24 protein-coding genes are annotated in these 26,052 nt (G+C 71.9%); 15 read left to right on the forward strand and 9 right to left on the reverse strand.

The genetic code is table 11. The annotated features are described in order from the left end of the window. Positions 1-61 precede the first annotated feature (61 nt). The gene (ychF, locus tag ACIP64_RS02315) at positions 62-1,150 is read right to left on the reverse strand and encodes a redox-regulated ATPase YchF (RefSeq protein ID WP_360915073.1); all 1,089 of its coding nucleotides are present in this window, start codon (positions 1,148-1,150) and stop codon (positions 62-64) included. A gap of 187 nt (positions 1,151-1,337) precedes the next feature. Between ychF and ACIP64_RS02320 the strand changes: the two genes are divergently transcribed. After that, positions 1,338-1,874, forward strand: a complete 537-nt coding sequence (locus ACIP64_RS02320) for a DUF6542 domain-containing protein (protein WP_360915076.1) — start codon at positions 1,338-1,340, stop codon at positions 1,872-1,874. A gap of 42 nt (positions 1,875-1,916) precedes the next feature. On the opposite strand, the gene ppgK is transcribed toward ACIP64_RS02320, so the two are convergent. Genes ppgK through ACIP64_RS02335 form a run of 3 tightly spaced genes read right to left on the reverse strand, consistent with a single transcriptional unit; the run spans position 1,917 to position 3,947 of the window. Further along, on the reverse strand, positions 1,917-2,675 hold the full coding sequence (gene ppgK / locus ACIP64_RS02325) for a polyphosphate--glucose phosphotransferase (RefSeq protein WP_401580763.1): 759 nt from the start codon (positions 2,673-2,675) through the stop codon (positions 1,917-1,919). A 29-nt stretch (positions 2,676-2,704) separates the two neighbouring features. Further along, complete coding sequence (locus tag ACIP64_RS02330) at positions 2,705-3,733, reverse strand: 4-hydroxy-3-methylbut-2-enyl diphosphate reductase (RefSeq protein ID WP_360915082.1); 1,029 nt, start codon at positions 3,731-3,733, stop codon at positions 2,705-2,707. A 28-nt stretch (positions 3,734-3,761) separates the two neighbouring features. Next, complete coding sequence (locus ACIP64_RS02335; RefSeq protein WP_401580765.1) at positions 3,762-3,947, reverse strand: hypothetical protein; 186 nt, start codon at positions 3,945-3,947, stop codon at positions 3,762-3,764. Positions 3,948-4,116: 169 nt separating this feature from the next. On the opposite strand from ACIP64_RS02335, the gene xseA reads away from it, so the two are divergent. From xseA to ACIP64_RS02350, 3 genes are all read left to right on the forward strand, one after another. Next, entirely contained in the window at positions 4,117-5,325 is a 1,209-nt protein-coding gene (gene xseA / locus ACIP64_RS02340) for an exodeoxyribonuclease VII large subunit (RefSeq protein WP_401580767.1), read from the forward strand. A 64-nt stretch (positions 5,326-5,389) separates the two neighbouring features. After that, entirely contained in the window at positions 5,390-5,641 is a 252-nt protein-coding gene (locus tag ACIP64_RS02345) for an exodeoxyribonuclease VII small subunit (protein WP_401580768.1), read from the forward strand. 126 nt (positions 5,642-5,767) lie between these two features. Further along, a complete protein-coding gene (locus ACIP64_RS02350; RefSeq protein ID WP_360915094.1) occupies positions 5,768-6,361 on the forward strand; it encodes a malonic semialdehyde reductase in 594 nt (197 codons plus the stop codon). A 41-nt stretch (positions 6,362-6,402) separates the two neighbouring features. Here ACIP64_RS02350 and ACIP64_RS02355 read toward each other — a convergent pair whose 3' ends face one another. Further along, positions 6,403-6,933 carry a DUF4245 domain-containing protein gene (locus tag ACIP64_RS02355; protein WP_401580770.1) on the reverse strand — a complete coding sequence of 177 codons (531 nt, stop codon included), beginning with the start codon at positions 6,931-6,933 and terminating at the stop codon, positions 6,403-6,405. Between the two features lie 160 nt (positions 6,934-7,093). On the opposite strand from ACIP64_RS02355, the gene glpX reads away from it, so the two are divergent. Continuing rightward, positions 7,094-8,137, forward strand: coding sequence for a class II fructose-bisphosphatase (gene glpX, locus ACIP64_RS02360; protein WP_401580771.1), 1,044 nt, complete (start codon positions 7,094-7,096; stop codon positions 8,135-8,137). A 347-nt stretch (positions 8,138-8,484) separates the two neighbouring features. On the opposite strand, the gene ACIP64_RS02365 is transcribed toward glpX, so the two are convergent. Next, positions 8,485-8,838, reverse strand: a complete 354-nt coding sequence (locus ACIP64_RS02365; protein WP_401580773.1) for a WhiB family transcriptional regulator — start codon at positions 8,836-8,838, stop codon at positions 8,485-8,487. Positions 8,839-9,143: 305 nt separating this feature from the next. Further along, the gene (locus ACIP64_RS02370) at positions 9,144-9,812 is read right to left on the reverse strand and encodes a DUF1707 domain-containing protein (RefSeq protein ID WP_401580775.1); all 669 of its coding nucleotides are present in this window, start codon (positions 9,810-9,812) and stop codon (positions 9,144-9,146) included. A 140-nt stretch (positions 9,813-9,952) separates the two neighbouring features. Between ACIP64_RS02370 and ACIP64_RS02375 the strand changes: the two genes are divergently transcribed. The 10 genes from ACIP64_RS02375 (at position 9,953) to ACIP64_RS02420 (ending at position 23,433) form a co-directional block, all read left to right on the forward strand. Beyond that, on the forward strand, positions 9,953-11,611 hold the full coding sequence (locus ACIP64_RS02375) for a fumarate hydratase (RefSeq protein WP_401580777.1): 1,659 nt from the start codon (positions 9,953-9,955) through the stop codon (positions 11,609-11,611). A 191-nt stretch (positions 11,612-11,802) separates the two neighbouring features. After that, entirely contained in the window at positions 11,803-12,174 is a 372-nt protein-coding gene (locus tag ACIP64_RS02380) for a peptidase inhibitor family I36 protein (RefSeq protein WP_401580778.1), read from the forward strand. A 210-nt stretch (positions 12,175-12,384) separates the two neighbouring features. Continuing rightward, positions 12,385-13,794: a class II fumarate hydratase gene (locus ACIP64_RS02385; protein ID WP_401580780.1), complete on the forward strand. Its 1,410-nt coding sequence runs from the start codon at positions 12,385-12,387 to the stop codon at positions 13,792-13,794. 98 nt (positions 13,795-13,892) lie between these two features. Further along, positions 13,893-14,576, forward strand: a complete 684-nt coding sequence (locus ACIP64_RS02390; RefSeq protein ID WP_401580782.1) for a DUF402 domain-containing protein — start codon at positions 13,893-13,895, stop codon at positions 14,574-14,576. 126 nt (positions 14,577-14,702) lie between these two features. Continuing rightward, positions 14,703-15,389 (forward strand): class I SAM-dependent DNA methyltransferase, encoded by a 687-nt coding sequence (locus ACIP64_RS02395; protein WP_401580783.1) that lies wholly within the window; start codon positions 14,703-14,705, stop codon positions 15,387-15,389. 678 nt (positions 15,390-16,067) lie between these two features. Beyond that, on the forward strand, positions 16,068-18,050 hold the full coding sequence (locus ACIP64_RS02400) for a SpoIIE family protein phosphatase (RefSeq protein ID WP_401581152.1): 1,983 nt from the start codon (positions 16,068-16,070) through the stop codon (positions 18,048-18,050). A 162-nt stretch (positions 18,051-18,212) separates the two neighbouring features. Further along, the gene (locus ACIP64_RS02405; RefSeq protein ID WP_401580785.1) at positions 18,213-19,661 is read left to right on the forward strand and encodes a catalase; all 1,449 of its coding nucleotides are present in this window, start codon (positions 18,213-18,215) and stop codon (positions 19,659-19,661) included. A 168-nt stretch (positions 19,662-19,829) separates the two neighbouring features. After that, a complete protein-coding gene (locus tag ACIP64_RS02410) occupies positions 19,830-20,354 on the forward strand; it encodes a PadR family transcriptional regulator (protein ID WP_401580787.1) in 525 nt (174 codons plus the stop codon). Beyond that, positions 20,351-21,037, forward strand: a complete 687-nt coding sequence (locus tag ACIP64_RS02415; RefSeq protein ID WP_401580789.1) for an ABC transporter ATP-binding protein — start codon at positions 20,351-20,353, stop codon at positions 21,035-21,037. Before ACIP64_RS02410 ends, ACIP64_RS02415 begins: the two co-directional genes overlap by 4 nt. Next, positions 21,034-23,433: an FtsX-like permease family protein gene (locus ACIP64_RS02420; RefSeq protein WP_401580791.1), complete on the forward strand. Its 2,400-nt coding sequence runs from the start codon at positions 21,034-21,036 to the stop codon at positions 23,431-23,433. The genes ACIP64_RS02415 and ACIP64_RS02420 overlap by 4 nt, the downstream gene beginning before the upstream one ends. Positions 23,434-23,481: 48 nt before the next feature. Here the strand turns inward: ACIP64_RS02420 and ACIP64_RS02425 are convergent, their stop codons facing one another. Together ACIP64_RS02425 and ACIP64_RS02430 are read right to left on the reverse strand one after the other, a co-directional pair. Next, positions 23,482-24,834, reverse strand: a complete 1,353-nt coding sequence (locus ACIP64_RS02425; RefSeq protein WP_401580793.1) for an AI-2E family transporter — start codon at positions 24,832-24,834, stop codon at positions 23,482-23,484. A 136-nt stretch (positions 24,835-24,970) separates the two neighbouring features. Next, positions 24,971-25,642: a transglycosylase SLT domain-containing protein gene (locus tag ACIP64_RS02430; RefSeq protein WP_401580795.1), complete on the reverse strand. Its 672-nt coding sequence runs from the start codon at positions 25,640-25,642 to the stop codon at positions 24,971-24,973. Positions 25,643-26,052: the final 410 nt, after the last annotated feature.

The raw sequence follows: 26,052 nt of genomic DNA on the forward strand, positions 1-26,052 counted from the left end.
GGCCCCTGACCTGCGGTTTCCCGCTCTGAGCCGCGACCTTCTCAGGACCGCTGCTCAACGATCACACGTTGAAGCGGAACTCCACCACGTCGCCGTCCTGCATGACGTACTCCTTGCCCTCCATGCGGGCCTTGCCCTTGGCGCGGGCCTCGGGGATGGAGCCGCACTCGACCAGGTCGCCGAAGGAGACGATCTCCGCCTTGATGAAGCCCTTCTGGAAGTCGGTGTGGATGACACCGGCGGCCTCGGGGGCGGTGGCGCCCTTCTTGATCGTCCAGGCGCGGGCTTCCTTCGGGCCGGCCGTGAGGTAGGTCTGGAGGCCGAGGGTGTCGAAGCCGACGCGGGCGAGGGTGGCGAGACCGGGCTCGTCCTGGCCCATGGACTGCAGGAGCTCCAGGGCCTCCTCGTCGTCGAGCTCGATGAGCTCGGACTCGATCTTGGCGTTGAGGAAGATCGCCTCCGCGGGAGCGACCAGGGCGCGCTGCTCCGCCTTGAACGCGTCGTCGGTCAGCTCGTCCTCGTCCACGTTGAAGACGTAGAGGAACGGCTTCGTGGTCAGCAGGTGCAGCTCGTGCAGGAGGCCGCCCTTCTCCGTGGCGGCGGTGATGCCGGCGGAGAACAGGGTGCGGCCGTCCTCGAGGATCTGCTGGGCCTCCTGGACGGCGGCGAGCATCGCCGCCTTCTCCTTCTGGAGACGGGCGTCCTTGGTCAGCCGGGGCAGGACCTTCTCGATGGTCTGCATGTCGGCGAGGATCAGCTCGGTGTTGATCGTCTCGATGTCGTCCTTCGGGGACACCTTGCCGTCGACGTGGACCACGTCCGGGTCGACGAAGGCCCGGATGACCTGGCAGATCGCGTCGGACTCGCGGATGTTCGCGAGGAACTTGTTGCCCAGGCCCGCGCCCTCGCTGGCGCCGCGCACGATGCCCGCGATGTCGACGAAGTCGACCGTCGCCGGGAGCTTGCGCTGCGAGTCGAAGATCTTCGCGAGCGTGTCCAGGCGGGGGTCGGGGACACCGACGACGCCGACGTTGGGCTCGATCGTGGCGAACGGGTAGTTGGCCGCCAGCACGTCGTTCTTGGTCAGGGCGTTGAACAGGGTCGACTTGCCGACGTTCGGCAGGCCGACGATTCCGATCGTGAGCGACACGTGACGACTTCCCGTAGCGAGGTGGGTGGAGGGCCCGTGCGCCCGGGGCGGGCGGGGACGGACCGATCCACCAGTCTACGGAAGCGGGAGACCCCCGGAGGCTCCGGCGGCCCGCCTCGCCCCCTGTGGGGCTGAAAAGTCGTGTCCTGCCCCTGTTTTCCCCCTGCGGGGCGCCTACGTTGGGTGCGTGGACCAACACAGTGCGCGCACGCCGCACAACAACGGTGCCGTGACGCGGCCGGCCAGACCGGCCGAGCGTCCGGCGCGCAGGCCCGCGGGCGCGACCGCCGTGGGCGGAGGTCCGCGCCGCGGCCCGTTGTGGGGGGTGCGGCGGGGACAGAGCGAGTCCCGTCTGACGGGACTCGGCACCGGCGTCTTCATCACGCTGACCGCCCTGTGCGGCGGGGCCGTGGACTCCCTGGTGAACGGCGAGCCGGGCACGCTGTTCGGCGTCGTCTTCCTGCTGGCCTGCATCGCCGGCGGCGTGTGGGTGCGGCCGTACGACCTGTCGGCGGCGCCGGTGAGCGCGCCCATCGCCTTCACCATCGCGCTGGCCGTGACCGCCGACGGCGGCGGCGGGTTGACCGGGCACGTGATGGCGCTGCTCACCGGGCTCGCGACGCTGACCGGCTGGCTGTACGGCGGCACGGTGTGCGCCGCCGTGATCACGGCCGTGCGGAAGGTGGCGTACGTGACGCGGGCGCGGCGCGCGGAACGCCGCTGACCGCGCCGTACCCGCCCGCGTCCGCGTCCGCGTCCCGGACCGCTATCCGGCGGCGGCGGTGGTGACCGCCGCGGCCGCCGCCATGCCCGCGCCGACGATGCCCGCGTTGTTCTGCAGCGCGGCCGGCACGATCTCCGCCTCGATGCCCTCGATGAGCGGCAGGAACTTGTCCGCCTTGCGGCTCACGCCGCCGCCGATGACGAACAGCTCCGGCGAGAAGAGCATCTCGACGTGCGCGAGGTACTTGCTGACCCGGCGCGCCCAGTGCTCCCAGCTGAGCTCCTCGTCCTCCTTGACCTTGGTGGAGGCGCGTTTCTCCGCCTCGTGCCCGTGCAGCTCCAGGTGGCCGAGTTCGGAGTTGGGCAGCAGCTTGCCGTCCACGAACACGGCGCTGCCGATGCCCGTGCCGAGCGTCAGCATGATGACCGTGCCCGAGCGGCCGCGCCCCGCGCCGTACGCCATCTCGGCCATGCCCGCCGCGTCGGCGTCGTTGAGCAGCGTCACGGGCAGGCCGACCCGCTCGGAGAGCAGGCCGGCCGCGTCCATGCCTATCCAGCCCTTGTCGACGTTGGCCGCCGTGCGCGTGACCCCGTGCGTCACCACACCGGGGAACGTCGCGCCGATCGGTCCCTGCCAGCCGAAATGGGTGACGACCTGCTTGACGCAGTCCGCCACCGCGTCGGGCGTCGCGGGATGCGGAGTGAGCACTTTGCAGCGCTCCTCCGCCAGATCCCCGCGATCCAGGTCGACCGGGGCGCCCTTGATCCCCGAACCGCCGATGTCCACACCGAAAACGCTCATGGCCCAACGCTACGACGTGGGAAGGACGGTCACCCCTCGGACGGCGGACCCGCCTGCTCGGGGGCGGTTCCGGCGGCCGGGGCGGCGGCCACCTTGGCGGCGGCCTCGGCGCGCAGGTCGCGGCGGAGCTCCTTGGGCAGCGAGAAGACGATCGACTCCTCGGCGGCCTTGACGATCTCGACGTCCTCGAAGCCGCGCTGCGACAGCCACTCCAGCACCTGCTCGACCAGGACGTCGGGAACGGAGGCACCGGAGGTGACGCCGACCGTGGAGACGCCCTCCAGCCAGGCCTCGTCGATCTCGGCGGCGAAGTCCACGAGGTACGCCTCGCGGGCGCCCGCCAGCTTGGCGACCTCGACCAGGCGGACGGAGTTGGAGGAGTTGCGCGAGCCGACGACGATCACCAGGTCGGCCTCGGCGCCCATCTGCTTCACCGCAAGCTGGCGGTTCTGCGTGGCGTAGCAGATGTCGTCGCTGGGCGGCGAGATGAGCTGCGGGAACTTCTCCTTGAGCGCATCGACCGTCTCCATGGTCTCGTCCACGGACAGGGTCGTCTGGGAGAGCCAGACCACCTTGGAGGGGTCCCGGACCTCGACCTTGGCGACGTCGGCCGGGCCGTCGACCAGCGTGATGTGGTCGGGGGCCTCGCCGGAGGTGCCGATGACCTCCTCGTGGCCCTCGTGGCCGATCAGCAGGATGTCGAAGTCCTCGTTGGCGAAGCGGACGGCCTCCTTGTGGACCTTGGTCACCAGGGGGCAGGTCGCGTCGATGGTGGCGAGCCTGCCGCGCTCGGCCTCCTCGTGGACGACGGGCGCCACACCGTGCGCGGAGAACATCACGATCGACCCCTCGGGGACCTCCGCCGTCTGCTCGACGAAGATCGCGCCCTTCTTCTCCAGGGTCTGCACGACGTACTTGTTGTGGACGATCTCGTGGCGGACGTAGATCGGGGCCCCGTACTGTTCCAGGGCCTTCTCGACGGCGATCACGGCGCGGTCCACGCCCGCGCAGTAGCCACGGGGGGCGGCGAGCAGGACCCGTCGGGCAGCAGCAGTCATGTGCCCATCGTACGGGGCGTGACCGAGGTCATCGGCCCCGCCGGGGGCGCCCGCGGCGAGCCGCGCGCAGCAGTCCGGGCAGCCCTCCCGCGAGCACCGCGGCGGCCACCGCCGTCAGGCAGCTGAAGCAGCCGCAGCCGGGGCCGCGGCGCCCGATGCGGAAGCCGCCGCCGACGCGCGGCGGCCGCGGGGGCGGCGGGCCGTGTGAGCGCATGGGGGACCTCCCGGGCACGGGCGCATGGGGCTGCGTCCCAGCGTGCGGCGTCCGCGGGGGGACGGACAGCGGTGGGCGCCATTCGGGTCGGCGGCGGGACCGACCGCTGCCCCGGGGCAATCCCGCCCGGGGCGGGGTCACTGTCCGTGGCGGGGGCTAGTCTCGGCGTATGGCTCAGAACACGTCCGCGGAGGCGCCGATCCCGGTCGGCGAGGTGTCGCGGCTAATCGGCGGCTGGATCGACCGGCTCGGCGCGGTGTGGGTGGAGGGGCAGATCACGCAGCTGTCCCGGCGCCCCGGCGCGGGCGTGGTCTTCCTGACGCTGCGCGATCCGTCGCACGACATCTCGCTGAGCGTGACCTGCCGCCGTGCCGTGTTCGACGCCTTCGACGGCGCGGTCGGCGAGGGCGCGCGGGTCGTCGTGCACGCCCGGCCGGAGTGGTACGCCCCGCGGGGGCAGTTGTCACTGCGGGCGGCGGAGATCCGCCCGATAGGGATCGGCGACCTGCTGCTGCGGCTGGAGCAGCTGAAGAAGCGGCTGGCCGGCGAGGGCCTGTTCGCGCTGGAGCGCAAGCGTCCGCTGCCCTTCCTGCCGCAGCTGATCGGCCTGGTGTGCGGCCGTGCCTCGGCCGCGGAGCGCGACGTGCTGGAGAACGCGCGGCTGCGCTGGCCGGCCGTCCGTTTCGAGGTGCGCAATGTGCCGGTGCAGGGGGCGTACGCGGTCCCGCAGGTGATCGAGGCGGTGCAGGGGCTCGACGCGCACCCGGGCGTCGACGTGATCATCGTGGCGCGCGGCGGCGGCAGCGTGGAGGACCTGCTGCCGTTCTCCGACGAGCGGCTGGTGCGGGCGGTCGCCGAGTGCCGTACGCCGGTGGTGTCCGCGATCGGGCACGAGCCGGACACCCCGCTGCTGGACCTGGTCGCGGATCTGCGCGCCTCGACGCCGACCGACGCCGCCAAGCGCGTCGTTCCGGACGTGGGCGAGGAGCTGACCCGGGTCGGGCAGCTGCGGGACCGCTCCTTGCGGGTGGTGCGCGGGCTGCTGGACCGGGAGGAGCGGGGGCTGGCGGCGGCGATGAGCCGTCCGTCGATGGCACGTCCGCGGCTGATGGTCGAGGAGCGCGAGGAGCAGGTGGCGGCGCTGCTGGAGCGTTCGCGGCGGCATCTGCGGCACCGCCTGGACCGCGCGGACGACGAGCTGGCGCACACCCGGGCCCGGGTGGTCGCGCTGTCCCCCGCGGCGACGCTGCAGCGCGGGTACGCCGTCCTGCAGCGGGAGGACGGCGGGGTCGTGCGGGCCGCGGGCGAGGTGGCCGACGAGGAGAAGCTGCGGGCCCGGGTCGCCGACGGCGAGTTCACGGTCCGCGTCACGCGCTGAGCCGGCTGCGGCGTACGGCGCCGGGCGGACCCGCCCTGTCCGAGGGCGGCCCTAGTCTGGTGCCATGGCTGATCAGGACACGCTGGGGTACGAGCAGGCCCGCGACGAGCTCGTCGATGTCGTCCGCCGACTGGAGGCGGGCGGTTCGACGCTGGAGGAGTCCCTCGCCCTGTGGGAACGCGGCGAGGAGCTTGCCAAGGTGTGCCGCAACTGGCTGGAGGGCGCCCGCGCGCGCCTGGACGCGGCCCTCGCGGAGGAGTCGGACGACGCGGTGCAGGGTGCGCCCGGGGCGTCCGGCGCGGCCGAGGAGGAGTAGCCGGGGGGTGTCGTGACGGTGCTCACGGGACGGGCATCCCGGAATAGTTGAATCTTCACCTATGTTAGAGGGAAAGTTCGAGGCCGCCCCGCCGGGGCGGTTCCCCACAGCCCCCCGAGGTACCCGATGACCCTCCAGCTCGACACCGCCGCACAGAACCTTCTCTTCCGCGACGCGCGCACCGCCAACACCTTCACCACCGAGCCGGTGACCGACGAGCAGGTCCAGGACGTGTACGACCTGGTGAAGTACGCGCCCACCGCCTACAACCAGCAGCCGCTGCGCATCGTGCTGGTCCGCTCCGCGGAGAGCCGCGAGCGGCTGGTCGGGCTCATGAACGAGGGCAACCGGGCGAAGACCTCCACGGCGCCGCTGGTGGCCATCCTGGCCGCGGACAACGAGTTCCACGAGGAGCTGCCGGTGCAGTTCCCCGCCTTCCCGCAGGCCAAGGACATGCTCTTCGGCGAGCGCCCGGTCCGCGAGCAGTCGGCGGCCTTCAACGCCGCGCTCCAGGTCGGCTACTTCATCCTCGGCGTGCGCGCCGCGGGCCTGGCCGCAGGCCCGATGACCGGCTACAACGCCGACGCGATCAACAAGGAGTTCTTCCCCGACGGCGACCACTCCGTGCTCGCCGTGGTGAACATCGGCAAGGCGGGCGAGAACGCCTGGCGCGCGCGCTCGCCGCGACTGCCCTACGACGAGGTCGTCACCACCGTCTGAGACACCTCCGGCGCCCGCGCGGGCGCCGGGATCGTCCGGTGCTACTGGCCGCTGCGCTCCTGGAGTGCAGCGGCCAGTTCCGCGAGCCGGTCGGCCGGGGCGGTTCCGGTGACCATGGTGGTCACCCCGCCCTTCTGCCGCACCAGGGCGTCGTACTTGGGGCCCTCGTAGCGGTCCCAGGTCTCGCCGCCGACGGTGCGCGTGCCGCTCTTGCGCGCGTCGTGGCTCGTGGCCGCGACGAACGCCTCCGCGTCCGCGTTGCTCTGCTCGACGGCCGCGTACTCGTTCTGCGGGTCGACGAAGCCGAGGTGCCAGTGCACGGCCTTCGGGTTCGTATCCTCGTACGTCACCGAGGTCGCCCGCCAGCCCTTGCCGAGCCCCTCGGGGGCCGCGACCGGGTACGGGGCGCTGCGGCGGGCCTGGTCGAGCTCGACCCGGTAGCCGACCACCTGGACGGGGTCGTGGTTCTCGTCGTGCGGGATGAAGAACCAGATGATCCCGACCACGACGCCGATCGCCGCCATCGAGAGCACCATGTCCCGCACTGTTTCCGTGCCGCGCTTCTTTGCCACGCCCCCTATGGTCCCCCATGCCCCGGAGCGTCCCGGCGCCCGGGTCCCGCACCGGCCCGCCCGCGCTCATGTGACGGGCCCCCTGCTCATCCTGGCACCTGGCGGATAAGGTCGTACCACCCTCTTTTCCGGCCGTCCTCGTACAGAAAGGTGCGCTGTGATGACCGAGCAGCACGAGAACCACACCATGCCGCCGCAGCTCGAAGTGAGTCCCGAGGCCCCCGACCGCAACCTCGCCCTCGAACTGGTGCGGGTCACCGAGGCCGCCGCGATGGCCGCCGGCCGCTGGGTGGGCCGGGGCGACAAGAACGGCGCGGACGGCGCGGCCGTCAAGGCCATGCGCACCCTGGTCTCGACCGTGTCGATGAACGGCGTCGTCGTCATCGGCGAGGGCGAGAAGGACGAGGCGCCGATGCTCTTCAACGGGGAGCGGATCGGCGACGGGACCGGCGCGGAGTGCGACATCGCCGTGGACCCGATCGACGGGACGACGCTCACCGCCAAGGGCATGCCCAACGCCGTCGCCGTCCTCGCCGCCGCCGACCGCGGCGCGATGTACGACCCCTCGGCCGTCTTCTACATGGACAAGCTGGTCACCGGCCCCGAGGCCGCCGACTTCGTCGACATCACCGCCCCGCCGTCGGTGAACATCCGGCGGGTCGCCAAGGCCAAGGGCGGCGCCCCCGAGGACGTGACCGTCGTCGTGCTCGACCGGCCGCGGCACGAAGGACTGGCCAAGGAGATCCGCGAGACCGGCGCGCGGATCACGTTCATCTCCGACGGCGATGTCGCGGGCGCCATCATGGCCGTGCGCGAGGGCACCGGCGTCGACCTGCTGATGGGCATCGGCGGCACGCCCGAGGGCATCATCGCGGCCTGCGCGATCAAGTGCCTCGGCGGCACCATCCAGGGCAAGCTCTGGCCCAAGGACGACGCCGAGCGGCAGCGCGCCCTCGACGCCGGCCACGACCTCGACCGGGTCCTGCACACGGACGACCTCGTCAAGGGCGACAACGTGTTCTTCGTCGCCACCGGCATCACCGACGGCGAGCTGCTGCGGGGGGTGCGCTACCGCGCCGAGACCGCGACCACCCAGTCGCTGGTGATGCGCTCCAAGTCCGGCACGATCCGGCAGATCGACTCCACGCACCGGCTGTCGAAGCTGCGCGCCTACAGCACGATCGACTTCGACCGCGCGCGCTGACCGCCTCCCGGCCGGAGGGGCCGGAAGACGGGAAGCGCGAAACTCCCGGCACTTGTGCGCACGGAGGCCGGGAGCACGCCCCTGGGGGCGTGCTCCCGGCCTCCGGCGTTCGCACGTGTCCGCGGGGCAGGCCCGTCCGGGGCATCTTCCGAGACTGGCGCCGACCGCCACGAGGGCAGGTCCCGCGGCTCCCGGGGGCGTCGTGAGACGGAAGGTCGGCTCCGTGGCACAGCCGGCTACGCGGACGGGGCGACAACTCCCCCGGCCGAAGCCGGGGAAGTGCCACGCCTGGGGGCACCTCCCAGCGGTAGCCGGGGTGGGGGCACCTCCCAGCGGTAGCTGGGGGACTAACCCGCGGCGGCGATCCGCGGTGCGGGCCGCTGCAGTTCCGCCTCGCGGCGGCGCCGGCGCGCGAGCACGACCCTGCGCTCGGCCGCGGTCATGCCGCCCCACACGCCGTAGGGCTCCGGCTGCATCAACGCGTGCTCCCGGCACTCCAGCATGACCGGGCAACGGGCGCAGACCCGCTTCGCGGCCTCCTCGCGCGACAGCCGGGCCGCCGTCGGCTCCTTGGAGGGCGCGAAGAACAGACCTGCCTCATCGCTGTGGCACGCGGCATCCGAATGCCATGGGCCGCCCAGGTCCCGGGGGTGACTCAGGGAGGAACTGGATGCTGCCGCGGGCTCGATCGGTTGAAGCACGGGATACTCCTGACGACGGCTCGGCTTGGTGTCACCCTTGCCCGTCGCTGCCCTTCCCGCTGCGTCGGCACGGGGGTTGCCGACGTGGGGTACGGCGGCGAGCGACGTGTCCCCATGCCCTACCCGCTGTACGCGCGTTCATGCGCACCGTGTCCGGGGGTCGCACGCCCGTGCGTACGCGCCGTGTGCCGGACGGTGCGCCGCCGCACCGGCAACCGCCGCCGCTGCGGCGCGCCTTGGGGCGCACCCGCGCACCGCCGCGCACCGCGCGCGGGCGGCGGGAGCCGATGCCAGGTGACGCGTCGTCAGTAGTCCAGCTCGGGGCGGGCGTCCTTCTTCTTGACCCGCTTGCCGCGCCGCGGCTTGGCCTCCACGCCGCCCCAGAAGGCCAGGCCCTGCACCTTGATGACCGGGGCGCCGGGGTCGGGGGCCTCGTACGCGTTGACGTCGGAGCCGCCCATGATGCCGACCACGCCACCGCCGCGCAGGGTCACGTTCTCCGGCACCCTGATCTCGACCCCGCCCATGATGGCGGTGCAGTTGATGACGACCTCGGGCGCGGTGAACGTCGCCTCCGTGAGGTCGATCACCACGCCGCCCAGGATCGCGACCGCGTTGATCTTCGAGCCCACGCGCCAGCGGCCCTTGCGCTCGGCGCCGCCGAGGATGCCGACGAGGTTGGGGTTCTCCCCGGTGTGGTCGGGCACCCACTGCGAGGCCGGTGCCGCGGCGGCCGCGGGCGCGGGGACCGGCAGGTCGCGTACGAAGGGCTCCAGCTCGCCCACGGTCTTCGCCGCGTACACGCCGTCCAGCCGCTCCGAGTGCTCCTGGGTGCTCAGACGCCCCTCCGCCAGGGCATCGCGAAGAATGTCGGCCACCCGGTCGCGGTCCGCGTCGGACGCGCGGATGTCGGCTTCGGCGACAGGGGGACTCAAGGGCTGCTGCTCACGCTTCCGGAGCGAGGACTCATCCACGCGACTACGGTACACAAACGCGATAGATCGCGACTAGGCCCCTGCCCCGGTCGGTGAGGGTCACCTCACACACCGGGCACCCCGCGTTCGTTCTACGCTTGTCGGGCTTCTATGACGCAGCGCCAGTGAGGATGTCCCTTATGCCCGAGTTTGCCTACACGGACCTGCTCCCCCTCGGTGAGGACACCACTCCGTACCGACTGATCACCTCCGAGGGCGTCAGCACCTTCGAGGCCGACGGCCGGACCTTCCTCACGGTGGAGCCGGAGGCGCTGCGCACGCTCGCCGCCGAGGCCATGCACGACATCTCCCACTACCTGCGCCCCGCGCACCTCGCCCAGCTGCGCCGCATCCTGGACGACCCCGAGGCGTCCCCCAACGACCGCTTCGTCGCCCTGGACCTGCTGAAGAACGCCAACATCGCCGCGGCCGGCGTGCTGCCGATGTGCCAGGACACCGGCACCGCGATCGTCATGGGCAAGCGCGGCCAGAACGTGCTCACCTCGGGCGGCGACGAGGCGGCCCTGTCGCACGGCATCTTCGACGCCTACACCAAGCTCAACCTGCGCTACTCCCAGATGGCCCCGCTGACCATGTGGGAGGAGAAGAACACCGGCTCCAACCTGCCGGCCCAGATCGAGCTGTACGCGACCGACGGCGGCGCCTACAAGTTCCTCTTCATGGCCAAGGGCGGCGGCTCGGCCAACAAGTCCTTCCTCTACCAGGAGACCAAGGCGGTCCTGAACGAGGCCTCCATGATGAAGTTCCTGGAGGAGAAGATCCGTTCGCTCGGTACGGCGGCCTGCCCGCCGTACCACCTGGCGATCGTCGTCGGCGGCACCTCCGCCGAGTTCGCGCTCAAGACCGCCAAGTACGCCTCCGCGCACTACCTGGACGAGCTGCCGGCCGAGGGCTCGCCGGCCGGCCACGGCTTCCGGGACAAGGAGCTGGAGGAGAAGGTCTTCGAGCTCACGCAGAAGATCGGCATCGGCGCGCAGTTCGGCGGCAAGTACTTCTGCCACGACGTCCGCGTGGTGCGGCTGCCCCGGCACGGCGCCTCCCTGCCGGTCGCCATCGCCGTCTCCTGCTCCGCCGACCGCCAGGCCGTCGCGAAGATCACCGCGGAGGGCGTCTTCCTGGAGCAGTTGGAGACCGACCCGGCCAAGTACCTGCCGGAGACCACCGACGAGCACCTGTCGGACGAGGACGTCGTACGCGTCGACCTCAACCGCCCGATGGACGAGGTCCTGGCGGAGCTCTCGAAGTACCCGGTCAAGACCCGGCTGTCGCTGACCGGCCCGCTGGTCGTCGCCCGCGACATCGCGCACGCGAAGATCAAGGAGCGGCTGGACGCGGGCGAGGAGATGCCGCAGTACCTGCGTGACCACCCGGTCTACTACGCGGGCCCGGCCAAGACCCCGCAGGGTTACGCCTCCGGCTCGTTCGGCCCGACCACCGCCGGCCGCATGGACTCCTACGTCGAGCAGTTCCAGGCCGCGGGCGGTTCCAAGGTCATGCTCGCCAAGGGCAACCGCTCGAAGCAGGTCACCGACGCGTGCGCCGCGCACGGCGGCTTCTACCTCGGCTCCATCGGCGGCCCTGCGGCGCGCCTGGCCCAGGACTGCATCAAGAAGGTCGACGTCCTGGAGTACGCCGAGCTCGGCATGGAGGCGGTCTGGAAGATCGAGGTCGAGGACTTCCCGGCCTTCATCGTCGTCGACGACAAGGGCAACGACTTCTTCACCGACCCCGCCCCGGCACCCACCTTCACCAGCATCCCGCTGCGTCCGGGCGCCTGATCCCGGTCCCGCGGCACCTCCCACGCCCCCGCCGGTCCGACCGGCGGGGGCGTCGCCGTGCCGCGCACGAAGATCCGATCGGCGCTCACCTTCTACGAAGGTGGTTTACCGTTCAACTAGCGTCCCTTGAGCAAGATCACGCCGCCGCGACACCGCACGGCGGCGTGTCCGGCATTTCGAAGGGACCCACCATGAAGAGGATTTCGCTCGCCCTGGCCCTGGGCGCGGGGGCCGTGCTCAGCGCCACGGTGGCCGCACCGAGCCAGGCGGCCGACCAGGCCGACTACTGCTACCCGGGCTACTCGTGCTACTACGACGGCGCCAACGGCACCCACAAGATCTGGACGGCTCCGAGCAAGGGCTGCCACAACCTGGGCGACATCGGCCTCAACGACCGGATCGACTCGATCGTCAACAAGGGCGGCGGCACCGTCCACCTCTACAACTGGAACGGCAGCAACGCCTGGATCGCGCTGGGGGACGTCCCGGTCTCGCACGCCAACTTCCAGCCGGCCAACCTCGGCAGCTCCGCGAACAAGGTCGACATGGTCTGCATCGACTGACGCGCCGCGACCACCCGGCCACCGGCCCCGAGGCGCGCCCCGGGGCACGAGCCGGCCGGGACGGCCCGGCACCGCGTGCGCGGTGCCGGGCCGCGGCGCTCCCCGGGACCCCCGGGGGAATGAAACGGGTCGTGCCGCTGTCGTGGTGAGGGGGTCTACTGGGAGGTACCAGGACACCCGGCGACGTACGCGATGGAAGGGATTCCGGCGATGCCCGAGCAGGACGCAGGGGACGAGCGCGAGTACCGCACCGAGCACGACTCCATGGGCGAGGTGCGCGTTCCCGCCCACGCCAAGTGGCGCGCCCAGACCCAGCGGGCGGTGGAGAACTTCCCGATCAGCGGGCAGCGGCTGGAGCGGGCCCACATCGCGGCGCTCGCCCGGATCAAGGCGGCCGCGGCGAAGGTCAACGCGGAGCTCGGCGTGCTGGACAAGGACGTCGCCGAGGCGGTCCAGGAGGCGGCCGCGGAGGTCGCCGCCGGGCGCTGGGACGAGCACTTCCCGATCGACGTGTTCCAGACCGGCTCGGGCACCTCGTCCAACATGAACACCAACGAGGTCATCGCGACCCTGGCGAGCGAGCGGCTCGGCCGCGACGTGCACCCCAACGACCACGTCAACGCCAGCCAGTCCTCCAACGACGTCTTCCCCTCCTCCATCCACATCGCGGCGACCGCGGCGGTGACCGGCGACCTGATCCCCGCCCTGGAGCACCTGGCGGCGGCCCTGGAGCGCAAGTCCGCCGAGTTCGCGGACGTGGTGAAGTCCGGCCGTACGCACCTGATGGACGCGACGCCCGTCACGCTGGGCCAGGAGTTCGGCGGCTACGCCGCCCAGGTGCGCTACGGCGTGGAGCGGCTGCGCGCGTCGCTGCCGCGGCTGGCGGAGCTGCCGCTCGGCGGTACGGCCGTGGGCACCGGGATCAACACCCCGGCCGGCTTCTCGGCGGCGGTGATCGCGGAGGTGGCGCGCGCCACCGGACTGCCGCTCACCGAGGCGCGCGACCACTTCGAGGCGCAGGGCGCGCGCGACGGCATCGTGGAGACCTCCGGCCAGCTCCGCACGATCGCGGTCGGCCTCACCAAGATCTCCAACGACCTGCGCTGGATGGCCTCCGGGCCGCGCACCGGACTCGCCGAGATCGCGCTGCCCGACCTCCAGCCCGGCTCGTCGATCATGCCGGGCAAGGTCAACCCGGTCATCCCGGAGGCGGTGCTGATGGTGGCCGCCCAGGTCACCGGCAACGACGCGACCATCGCCGCGGCGGGCGCGGCGGGGAACTTCGAGCTCAACGTGATGCTCCCGGTGATCGCGAAGAACGTCCTGGAGTCGGTGCGGCTGCTCGCCAACGTCTCCCGGCTGCTCGCCGACCGCACCGTCGACGGCATCACGGCGAACGTCGAGCGCGCCCGCGAGTACGCCGAGTCCTCGCCCTCCGTGGTCACGCCGCTCAACCGGTACATCGGCTACGAGGAGGCCGCCAAGGTCGCCAAGCGCGCGCTGGCCGAGCGCCGCACGATCCGTCAGGTGGTGCTGGACTCCGGGTACGTCGAGCGGGGCCTGCTCACCCTGGAGCAGCTCGACGAGGCTCTGGACGTGCTGCGCATGACCCGCCCGTGACACCGGCCGTCCGCCGGGACGGCGTGCCGTACGGGCCCGTGACGAAGGATCGGCGCAAGAGAGACGCCGCCGTGACCCGTCGTCCGTAAGATCACGTCATGACGGCGGACATCCTTCTTCATCCGGGTACGGGGCAGGACGGCGGCCAGGACCACTGGTCGCCGGGCGACCAGGTGCTGTGGCGCTACCGCGGCAACGCGACGGACCGGGTGCACATCTGCCGTCCGGTGACGGTGGTCCGGGACGACGCGGAGCTGCTGGCCGTGTGGATGGCGCCGGGCACCGAGTGCGTCAGGCCGGTCCTCGCCGACGGCACGCCGATCCACCAGGAGCCGCTGGAGACCCGCTACCTCAAACCGCGTACGACGAGCGTCGACCGCTGGTGGGGCAGCGGGGTGCTGAAGCTGGCCCGCCCCGGGGAGCCCTGGTCGGTCTGGCTGTTCTGGGAGCGGGGCTGGGTCTTCAAGAACTGGTACGTGAACCTGGAGGAGCCGCACCGCCGCTGGTCGGGCGGCGTGGACTCCGAGGACCACTTCCTGGACATCCATGTCGACCCGGACCGCGCCTGGCACTGGCGCGACGAGGACGAGTTCGAGCAGGCGCAGGCCGCCGGGCTGATGCCGGCCGCGACGGCGGAACGGGTGCGCGAGGCCGGGCGCCGCGCGGTGGGTGTCATCCGGGACTGGGGCCACCCCTTCGACGAGGGCTGGCAGCACTGGCGTCCGAATCCGGCGTGGCCGGTACCGGCTCTTCCGGTTGACTGGGACCGTCCGGCAAGGTGACCGCGTGAGTCTTGCCGTGCCCCCCAGTCCCAATCGTAAGATCGTGCCCCATAGTGCTGCACAAATCACAGGCTCACACTAGAGTTTGACGCTACGTCACGCAGGTCATCACGGGAGGCCCAGGCTGTGGGAGTCGGCGGCTACGAGGACATACAGCTGGACCGCACCGGGCAGGCGGAGGCCTTCGACGCCATCGGCGACCGTTACGACGAGGCCTTCCCGCACAAGGAGGGACAGCTCGCGGCCGGCGCATGGCTGCTGGAGCAGTTGCCGGCCGGTTCCCGCGTCCTGGACCTGGGGTGCGGCACCGGGGTGCCGACCTGCCGTCAGCTCTCCGACGCCGGGCACGAGGTGACCGGAATCGACCTGTCCCCGGTGATGCTGTCGCTGGCCCGCCAGTACGTGCCGTCGGCCGACTTCCACCAGGGCGACATCGCCGATGTGCGGCCCGGCGGCCTCTTCGCCGCGCGCGGCCGGCAGGATCTGGGGCGCTTCGACGCCGTCACCGCCTTCTTCTCGCTGCTGATGCTCTCCCGCGCCGAGATTCCGCTGGTCGTGCGGGCCGTGCGCGATCTACTCGCTCCCGGTGGGCTGTTCACTCTTTCGATGGTAGAAGCCGATGTGGATGACTTCCCGATTCCGTTCCTTGGTAACACCATCCGGGTATCGGGTTATCTACGGGACGATTTGCGCCAGGTGGTGACCGACGCAGGATTCGAGGTCCTGAGGGAGGAGTCGTACGCCTACGCGCCGCACACCACAGAAGTGCCGCCGGAGGAGCAACTCTTCCTGCACTGCCGCCGACCCGCCTGACGCGGCCGCCCCGCCACGTGGTCCCGCACGTGACGCACCCGACCGGATGGAACGACCAGCGTGAGCACGGAGCGCATTTCTGAGCAGGCCGCCGCCCAGGCGACAGCGGCCGGCCCGGCACGTCCGGGCGACCCCGAGCCGGTCCCCGATCCGCGGACCGGATTCCGGCTGCCCCCGGCCGCCGCGGTGGCCGGCGAGGCCGGCACGGCCGGGAACGGCGCGGCACAACCCGCGCAGAACCAGGCCCCTGTCCCCTCCTCCACCCCGGCCGGACCGTCCTCCCGCCGCGCCCGGCGTCCCCGGCGCGGCGGTGGCGCGGGCGCGGCCAAGCGCGCCGCCGGCACGACCGGCAACGACCCGGGCACGCCGTCCCTGCAACCCGTCACTCCTGCCCAGCGGCAGCCGGCCGGCGAGACCGGCGCGCCCGCCAAGACCGGCCGCCGCGGCGCCCGCGGCACCCGGCCCGACCGCAGAGCCGCCGAGGTGAGGGACCGTCAGGCCGCCCGGGTGGCGGCGGGCGAGACCGCCGGCGGCGTCCCGCGTGTGACGGCCGGCGTCCCGGACGCCGCCCACGCCCGGCAGCCGGCGCATCTGCGTCCGCCCGGTTCCCCCGGCGACGACTCCGCGGGCCGGCCGTGGGACGGGCCCTCCACCCACGACCTGCGGGCGGCCACCGCCATGGCCGCCCCGGTCGAGCCCGGCCGCCGCAGCTCCGCGGCCGGCGGCGCCCCGGGCACGCCCGGGGCGTCCGGTCCCGCGCAGCCCGAGAGCGGTGAGCCGCGCACCCGTGCGCGGATGCCGGACACCGGTGTGCCCGCCGCGCGCTCGGGCAGCCGCAACGGCGGCCCCGGCGGCCACCCGGTCGACGAGGAGTCCACCGCCGGCCGCCCGCTGAAGAAGGTCGGCCCGCAGAACCGCGGCCGGGCCGGGCACGCCGAGGCCGAGCGGCTGCGCTACGTCGGCGCGGCCACCCGCCGTATCGCCCGCGGACTGGACCTGGACGAGATCGTGCTGGGCCTGTGCCGCTCGACGGTGCCGGCCTTCGCCGACGCGATCCTGGTCTATCTGCGCGACCCGCTGCCGGTCGGCGACGAGCGTCCCTCGGGCCCGCTCCTGCTGCGGCTGCGCCGCACCGACCGCGTGCCGGACGACACCGAGCAGCCCGTCGAGGGCCTGCTGATGCCGGTGGTGCCGTCCACCGAGGGCCAGTACGGCGCGGCCGCCGAGGTCGTGGACGTGGCGATGGACGGACCGCTGGCGGAGGTGCTGCGCGGGGTGCGCCCGGTCTTCTCCGACAGTCCGCAGGCCACGGCCGCGCTCCTGGAGCTGGTGGGCGGCTGCCCGGACGCGGGGTCCGGCGACACGTTAGACCTCCCGACCGGCCGGCGGGCCATCCTGGCCCCGCTGCGCGGCCGCCGCCGGGTGATCGGCGCGACCGTGCTGCTGCGCCGTCCCGAGCGGTCCCCCTTCGACCCCGACGACCTGCTGGTGGCCGCGCAACTGGCCACCCACACCGCGCTCGGCGTGGACAAGGCGGTGCTCTACGACCGCGAGGCGTCGATCGCCGACTCCCTGCAGCGCGAGATGCTGCCGGACTCCCTGCCGGAGCCCACCGGGGTGCGCCTCGCCAGCCGCTATCTACCGGCCGCCGAGTCCGCCCGGGTGGGCGGCGACTGGTACGACGCGATCCCGCTGCCCGGCAGCCGGGTGGCGCTGGTCGTCGGCGACGTCATGGGCCACTCCATGACCTCGGCGGCGATCATGGGGCAGCTGCGGACGACCGTGCAGACCCTGGCGGGCCTGGACCTGTCGCCGCAGGAGGTCCTCTACCACCTGGACGAGCAGGCCCAGCGGCTCGGCCAGGACCGGATGGCCACCTGCATCTACGCGGTCTACGACCCGATCGCGCACCGGGTGACCATCGCCAACGCGGGCCATCCCCCGCCGGTGCTGCTGCACGCGGACGGGCTGGCCGAGGTGCTGCGCGTGCCGCCGGGCGCGCCGATCGGCGTGGGAGGCGTGCCGTTCGAGGCGGTCGAGCTGCCCGCCCCGGCGGGGGCGACGCTGCTGCTGTACACGGACGGCCTGGTGGAGTCGCGGGCGCGGGACGTGTGGGGCGGCATCGAGATGCTGCGCGAGCGGCTGCACACCGCCTCCGCGGTGATGTGCCCGCCGCCGCTGGAGCCGCTGTGCGACGAGGTGCTGGAGATCGTCGGCCCGGGCGACCGGGACGACGACATCGCGCTGCTCGCCGCCCGTTTCGACGGCATCGCGCCGCGCGACGTGGCGTACTGGTTCCTCGAGCCGCGCGCCCAGACCGCGGGCCGGGCCCGGCGGCTGGTGCGCCAGGCGCTGAACCGCTGGGGCCTGGAGCCGCTGGCGGAGGCGACCGAGCTGCTGGTCAGCGAGGTGGTCACCAACGCGGTGCGGTACGCCGAACGGCCCATCACGCTGCGGCTGCTCCGCACGGACGTGCTGCGCTGCGAGGTGGGCGACGACGCCCCCACGCTGCCGCGGATGCGCCATGCCCAGCCCCAGGACGAGGGCGGCCGCGGGTTGTACCTGGTCAACCGGATGGCCCAGCGCTGGGGAGCGACCCGGCTGAGCGCCGGCAAGGTGGTCTGGTTCGAAATGGGCATTCCGGGCGGTGTCCAGCACTAGACGCTCCGTGTCCGTACCGGATGCATTTCTGGACTTTGTCCAGATCTGTCGCCGGAAGGCATTGCCCGGCGTGCCGAGCCGGTGTTTCAGTGTTTGTGTGGTCGTGAGCGACCAGGAGCCCCCGACGGACTCTTCCGAAGATCGACGGGAGGACACATTCACATGAGCACCCCCTACACCACCAACAACGCCGGAATCCCGGTGGAGAGCGATGCCCATTCGCTCACGGTGGGCTCGGACGGCCCCATCCTCCTTCAGGACCACTACCTGATCGAGAAGATGGCGCAGTTCAACCGCGAGCGGGTTCCGGAGCGTGTGGTGCACGCCAAGGGTTCGGGCGCGTACGGCGTCTTCGAGGTGACGAACGACGTCAGTCAGTTCACCAAGGCCGATCTCTTCCAGCCGGGACGGCGGACGGAGATGCTGGCCCGCTTCTCGACGGTGGCCGGCGAGATGGGCAGCCCGGACACCTGGCGCGACCCGCGCGGCTTCGCGCTGAAGTTCTACACCGAGTACGGCAACTACGACCTGGTCGGCAACAACACGCCGGTCTTCTTCGTGCGCGACTCGATGAAGTTCCAGGACTTCATCCGCAGCCAGAAGCGCCGCCGCGACAGCTCGCTGCGCGACAACAACATGCAGTGGGACTTCTGGACGCTGTCCCCCGAGTCGGCGCACCAGGTCACCTGGCTGATGGGCGACCGCGGCGTGCCCAAGTCGTACCGCCACATGAACGGCTACAGCTCCCACACCTACATGTGGGTCAACGGCGGCGGCGAGCGGTTCTGGGTCAAGTACCACTTCAAGACCGACCAGGGCATCGACTTCCTCACGCAGGAGGAGGCCGACCACTACGCGGGCGCCGACGGCGACCTGCACCGCCGTGACCTGTACCGGGCCATCGAGCGCGGCGATCACCCCTCGTGGACGCTGTACATGCAGATCATGCCGTTCGACGACGCGGCGGACTACCGGTTCAACCCGTTCGACCTGACCAAGGTGTGGCCGCACGGCGACTACCCGCTGATCGAGGTCGGCCGGATGACGCTCAACAAGAACCCCGAGGACTACTTCATCCACATCGAGCAGGCCGCCTTCGAGCCCAGCAACATGGTGCCCGGCATCGGCCCCTCGCCGGACAAGATGCTCCTCGGCCGGCTGTTCTCGTACGCGGACACCCATCGCTACCGGATCGGCCCCAACTACGCGCAGCTGCCGCCGAACCGTCCGCACACCGAGGTGCGCTCGTACGCCAAGGACGGCCCGATGCGGTACGAGCCGTCGCGCACGGCGGCACCGTACGCGCCGAACTCCTTCGGCGGGCCCGAGGCCGACATCGAGCGCTTCGGCGAGCCGGCCGGCTGGGAGGTCGCGGGGAACATGGTGCACGAGCCCTACAAGCTGCACCGCGAGGACGACGACTTCGGCCAGGCCGGGACGATGGTCCGCAAGGTCCTGGACGACGCCCAGCGCGACCGGCTGGTCTCCAATGTCTCCGGGCACCTGAAGAACGGGGTCAGCGCCCCCGTCCTGGAGCGCGCGGTCCAGTACTGGCGCAACATCGACAAGGAGGTCGGCGACCGCATCGCCGCCAACGTCAACGGCTTGTGACCTCCTCCTGATCGCAGCCCCGGCGCACGTGATGTCCGTCCGTGCCCCGGGGCTGCATCGTGTCCAATGCCGAACAAAAGGCCTGCTCAGAGGGGGTTGTGTCACACCCTCGTCACTATGAACAAGATCTATACACTGTAGGTATACCCCTCGTGTAGAGTCCTCCGCATGAGCATCGGCCACACCCTGCTCGGGCTCCTGGAGTCCGGCCCCCGCCACGGGTACGACCTGAAGCGGGCCTTCGACGACAAGTTCGGCCACGACCGCCCCCTGCACTACGGCCAGGTCTACTCGACCATGGCGCGGCTGCTGAAGAACGGGCTCGTGGAGGTCGAGGGCATCGAGCCCGGCGGCGGCCCGGAGCGCAAGCGGTACGCGATCACCGACGCGGGCATCACCGACGTCGGCAAGTGGCTCGCGGAGCCCGAGAAGCCCGAGCCCTACCTGCAGAGCACCCTGTACACCAAGGTCGTCCTCGCACTGCTGACCGGCCGCAGCGCCGCCGACCTGCTGGACACCCAGCGCTCGGAGCACCTGCGCCTGATGCGGGAGCTGACCGTGCGCAAGCGCGAGGGCGACCTCGCGGACCAGCTGGTGTGCGACCACGCGCTGTTCCACCTCGAGGCGGACCTGCGCTGGCTGGAACTCACCACGGCACGACTGGACCGACTCGCGGCGGAGGTAACCGCATGACCACCACGGACCTGCTGCTGGAGGCCGTCGACCTGCACAAGGCGTACGGCCCGACCCCGGCGCTGGACGGCGCCGAGTTCGGCATACGCGCCGGCGAGGTCGTCGCCGTCATGGGGCCGTCCGGCTCCGGCAAGTCGACGCTCCTGCACTGCCTGGCCGGCATCGTGCGGCCGGACTCCGGCCAGGTGCTGTACCGGGGACGGGACCTGACCGCGATGACCGACGCCGAGCGCAGCGCGCTGCGCCGCGGCGAGTTCGGCTTCGTCTTCCAGTTCGGCCAGCTCGTGCCCGAGCTGACCTGCGTGGAGAACGTGGCGCTGCCGCTGCGGCTGAACGGCGTCAAGCGCAAGGAGGCCGAGGCCCGCGCCACGGAGTGGATGGCCCGGCTGGAGGTCGACGACCTCGGCCGCAAGCGGCCCGGCGAGATCTCCGGCGGCCAGGGGCAGCGGGTCGCGGTGGCCCGCGCGCTGGTCACCGGCCCCCGCGTGGTCTTCGCCGACGAACCGACCGGGGCCCTGGACTCCCTCAACGGCGAGCGCGTGATGCGCCTGCTGACCGACGCGGCCCGGGACACCAGTGCCGCCGTCGTCCTGGTCACCCACGAGGCGCGGGTCGCCGCCTACTCCGACCGCGAGGTCGTCGTACGGGACGGCAAGTCACGGGACATGGAGCGCGTGGCATGAGTTCCGGAACCGAAGCGCGGGGCGGCCTCCTGTCCGGCTGGGTCCGCGACGTGGGGCTGGGCTTCCGCTTCGCCACGAGCGGCGGACGCGAGGGCTGGACCCGCACCGTACTGACCGCGGTCGGCGTCGGCCTCGGCGTGGCACTGCTGCTGGTGGCCGCCTCCGTCCCGGCGATGCTGGGCGCCCGCAGCGACCGCGGCTACGACCGGGACTACTCCTGGTTCAACGACCCGCCCAAGGTCAGCGCGAGCACCGTGCTGTACGCCGAGGCGAACACCACCTTCCACGACGACGACATCCGCGGCCTGCTCCTGAAGGCCGACGGCGACCGCCCGGTCCTGCCGCCCGGTGTCAAGGCGATGCCGGCACCCGGCGAGATGGTGGTCTCCCCCGCCCTGAAGCGGCTGCTCGACAAGCCCGGCAGCACGCTGCTGCGCGAGCGCCTGGACTACCGCATCACCGGCACCATCGGCGACAAGGGCCTGGTCGGACCGGCCGAACTCGCCTACTACGCGGGCAGCGACAAGCTCGTCGCCCGGGGCACCGGCGACGACATCGGCACCGGCAACGCCACCCGCATCCCGTACTTCGGACGCGGCACCGTGCAGTCGGAGCCGCTCGGGGGCGTGCTCTCCCTGCTGGTGATCATCATCTTCGTGGTGCTGCTGCTCCCGGTGGCGGTCTTCATCGGCAGCGCCGTCCGCTTCGGCGGCGAGCGCCGCGACCGCAGGCTGGCCGCGTTGCGGCTGGTGGGCGCCGACAGCCGGATGACCCGGCGGGTCGCGGCGGGCGAGGCGCTGTTCGGCTCGCTGCTCGGACTGGCCGTCGGCGCCGGGCTGTTCCTGGGCACCCGGCAGTTCGCGTCCGACGTGACGCTGTACGACATCAGCGTCTACCCCTCCGACATCACCCCCGGCCCGGGCCTGGCCCTGCTGGTGGGCCTGGCGGTGCCGGCGGCCGCGGTCGCGGTGACGCTGCTGGCCATGCGCGGCATCGCGGTCGAGCCGCTCGGTGTGGTGCGCAACGCCACGGCGCGGCGCCGCCGGCTGTGGTGGCGGCTGCTGATCCCGCTGGCCGGCGTCGGCCTGCTGGCCCCGCTCTTCGGCGCGGTCAGCAACGAAAACGGCGTCAACTCGTACCAGGTGGCCGCCGGCACGGTCCTGCTCCTCGTGGGACTGACCGCCCTGCTGCCCTGGGTGGTCGAGTCGATCGTCGGCCGGTTCCGCGGCGGCCCGGTGGCGTGGCAGCTGGCCACCCGCAGGATCCAGCTCAACAGCGGCGCCTCCGCCCGGATGGTCAGCGGCGTGACGGCCGCGGTGGCCGGGGCGATCGCCCTGCAGACGCTCTTCACCGGCGTGCAGGGCGACTTCGTCAGCTCCTCCGGCAAGGACCCGCACCGGGCGCAGATGATCGCCACGACGGACGTCGGCAGCGGAGCCGAGGCCCACCGGGCCGAGCAGGCCTTCGCCGCCACCCCGGGGGTGCGGGACGCGCTCGGCGTCGTCTCCTCCAACGCCGTGCCGGCGGACACCTCCACCAAGAAGTCCACGACGGACCTGCCGTCGGTCCCGGTCCTGGTGGCCGACTGCGCCACCCTGCGCGAGCTGCTGGACCTCGGTCACGGCTGCGCGGACGGCGACGTGTTCCTCGCCGACGACGCGTACGGCTACGGCGACATCGACGCGTTCGTGCGGCCGGGGCGCGCCGTCGACCTCAACATGCCGCTGGGGGACCACTACATCGGAACCCCGCGGCTGTGGACGGTACCGGCCACCGCCCACCGGGTGACCTCGCGCGTCGGCCCGGACGGCGCCCAGGAGTGGGGCGTGCTGGCCACTCCCCGGGCCCTGGACGTGGCCCTGCTGCAGAGCCCGGACGTCAAGGTCATGCTCCGGACGGACCCGCACGTGCCGGACGCGTTCGAACAGGCCCGCAACACCACGACGCGCCTCGACCCGCTGGCAGACATCTACCAGCTGGAGGCGACGAACGAGGACAAGAAGTTCGCCACCATCCGGCGCGGTCTGCTCGTCGGCGCCGCCGCCACGCTGGCACTGATCGGCGCGAGCCTGCTCGTCTCGATGCTGGAGCAGCTGCGCGAGCGCAGGAAGCTGCTGGCGGTCCTGGTCGCCTTCGGCACCCGGCGCTCGGTGCTCGGGCTGTCCGTGCTCTGGCAGACCGCGCTCCCGGTCGCGCTCGGGCTCGCCCTGGCCGTCGTCGGCGGCGCCGGGCTCGGCGCGGCCCTGCTGAAGATGGTCGGCGCGCCCCTGCACTTCGCCTGGGGCAGCGTCGCCACGATGAGCGGCATCGCCGCGGGGGTCGTCCTGCTGGTGACCTTGCTCAGCATGCCGCCGCTGTGGCGCATGATGCGCCCGGACGGACTGCGCACGGAGTGACGCGCGGCGGGCCCGGCCTCCCCCGAGGAGGCCGGGCCCGCCGGCGGCTCAGGCGCCCTGTTCGGGGGCGGGGCCGGGGAGTCCGGGGGCGGCCGCGGGGACGGTCCCGGCCGGGGCGGGGTCCTGCGGACCTGCCGCGGTCTCGGACTCGGCGGCCCGCAGCGCCGCCTGCCGGGAGTTGGCCCGCAGGTAGACCACGACGGTGTTGGTCACCGCGACCAGCGGTACGGCGACCACCGCGCCGCCGATGCCCGCGATCAGCGAACCGGCGGCGACGGAGAGGATCACGCCCAGCGGGTGCACCCGCACCGCCCGGCCGAGGATGAACGGCTGGAGGATGTGGCCCTCGATCTGCTGCACCGCCAGCACGACGACCAGCACCATCAGCGCGGTGAACGGCCCCTGCGTCACCAGCGCTACGACCATCGCGATCGTGCCCGAGGCCACCGCGCCGACCAGCGGCACGAACGCGGCCAGGAAGATGATGACGGCGAGCGGCACCGCCATCGGCACCCGGAGGAAGTAGATGCCGATACCGATGAATATGGCGTCGATCAGCGCCACGATCACGGTGCCGCGCACATACAGGGTGAGGGTGCGCCAGGCACGCGGGCCGGCGCCGCCCAGTCCGTCGCGGGCGGCGACGGGGAAGAGCTTCAGGCACCAGTTCCAGATGTTGCGGCCGTCGTAGAGCAGGAAGAGCGTGCTGAACATCGCCAGCAGGATGCCGGTGAGCAGTTCCACGACGACGGTGACGCCCTGGAGTCCGGCGTCGGTGAGGGCCTTGGAGTTGGTGCCGATCGCGTCCTGGAGGTTCACCGCGATCTGGTTGATCTGGTCGTCGGTCACATGGAACGGGCTGTTGAGCAGCCAGCGCTTCAGCTCGTTGATGCCGTCCTGGAGGCTGTTGGAGAGGTTGTCGACGTTCTCCATGACCTGCCAGACCACGAACCAGCCCACCAGGCCCATGATCACGAAGCCGCCGATGAAGACGATGGCGGTGGCCACTCCGCGCGGCACGCCCAGCCGCTTCAGCCGGCCCACGAAGGGCTGCAGCAGTGCGGTGATCAGCAGCGCGGCCACGAAGGCCAGCACCACCAGCTGGATCGTGCCGATCACCCGCATCAGCACCCAGACGGTGCCGGCCAGCACCAGCAGCCGCCAGCCGACCTCGGCGGCGACCCGCATGCTCCACGGGACCTGGGAGACCGGGTCACCGGGGGCGGCGCCGCGGGGCACGTACCGGCGTGCGGCGGCGGCCTGTTCCTCCTGGCGGCGGGTCTCGGCGCGCGCCTCCGCGCGCGCCTTCTCGGCCGCGGCACGGCGCTGTTCCTCCAGCCGGCCGGCCAGCCTGGCCAGTTCGGCGGCCAGACCGGCGCCCCACTGGCGCTTCTCCGACATCCTTGTACCCCTGTCCCCCGCCCCCCGCGGTCTTTCCGACCGCACCACCGTACGCGCACTGAGCCCCTGAACCCACAGAGGGGGTCAGGGGCTCGGCGGCGCTTTGCGGTGGTACCGGGTGATTCAGACGTATTGCCTAGTACCAGTTGTTGTTCTGCCAGAACGACCAGGCGCCGCAGGGGCTGCCGTAGCGGCTGTTCATGTATTTGAGGCCCCACTTGATCTGGGTGCCCGGGTTGGTGCGCCAGTCGGCACCCGCGGAGGCCATCTTCGAGCCGGGCAGGGCCTGCACGAGCCCGTACGCGCCGGAGGAGGAGTTCGTCGCGGTGTAGTTCCAGCCGCTCTCACGCGTGACGATGTTGGAGAAGCACTGGAACTGGGCCTCGTCGCCTATGATCCCCTGCGCCATCGCCTGGACCTCGGCGGTGGTGTACGAGGCCTTCACGACGAGCGCGGCGCGCTCCGCGGCACGGGAGGCGGCTTCCTGCTTCCGCTTCTCCTCGGCCTTCTTCTCGGCCTCCTTGCGGGCGGCGGCGTCCTTGGCGGCCTGCTTGCGGGCGGACTCCTCGGCGGCCTTCCGCGCGGTGGCGTCGGCGGCGTCCGTCTGTGCCTGCACCTGCTGCGTCAGCGACGCCTGCTGAACCTGCTGCCCCGCGGGGATGTCCGCGAGAACGGTCGTCGCATCGGTGGCGGCGACGGGCTGCAGGCCCGGCTGCTCGCTACCGGAGGCGACACCGACGACAGCGCCCACGGTGGTGACCGCAGTGGCCGAAGCCACCGCGAATCCCCGGACCGAGATCCGGCTCACACGGTTTCCTTCCAGCGTCGCCCGCTTGGTGACCTCGCGGACGCGATCGTGCCCTTCGCGCTGGCTTCTTCATGCACCGGTCACAGAAGCTACTGGCCCGGTGGTCTCCCCCCTTCGAGGCGGGAGTCCGCTGATTCAGCTCGGGCGGCCCACGGCGAACGCTGTTCAATTCTGAGGTTCCGTACGCTTATAGGTACGGGTGTGCCATGGGCAGGGCCTGACAGAACCGACAGCCTGCCCTAGCCGCACTCGTCAACGCAATTCCCTGCCGGGTGTCAAACCTCACACGGCACGTGGGCCCCGGAATTTTCTCGTACCCCCCGGTAGTGGCCGCAGACGCCGCTAGGCTGCTGCGCCCTTGCGGCGCAGCAGCCTAGCGGTACTGCTCAACTGCCCTGACGGCGGGCCCC

This window comes from Streptomyces sp. NPDC088733, assembly GCF_044751185.1.
Lineage (GTDB): Bacteria > Actinomycetota > Actinomycetes > Streptomycetales > Streptomycetaceae > Actinacidiphila.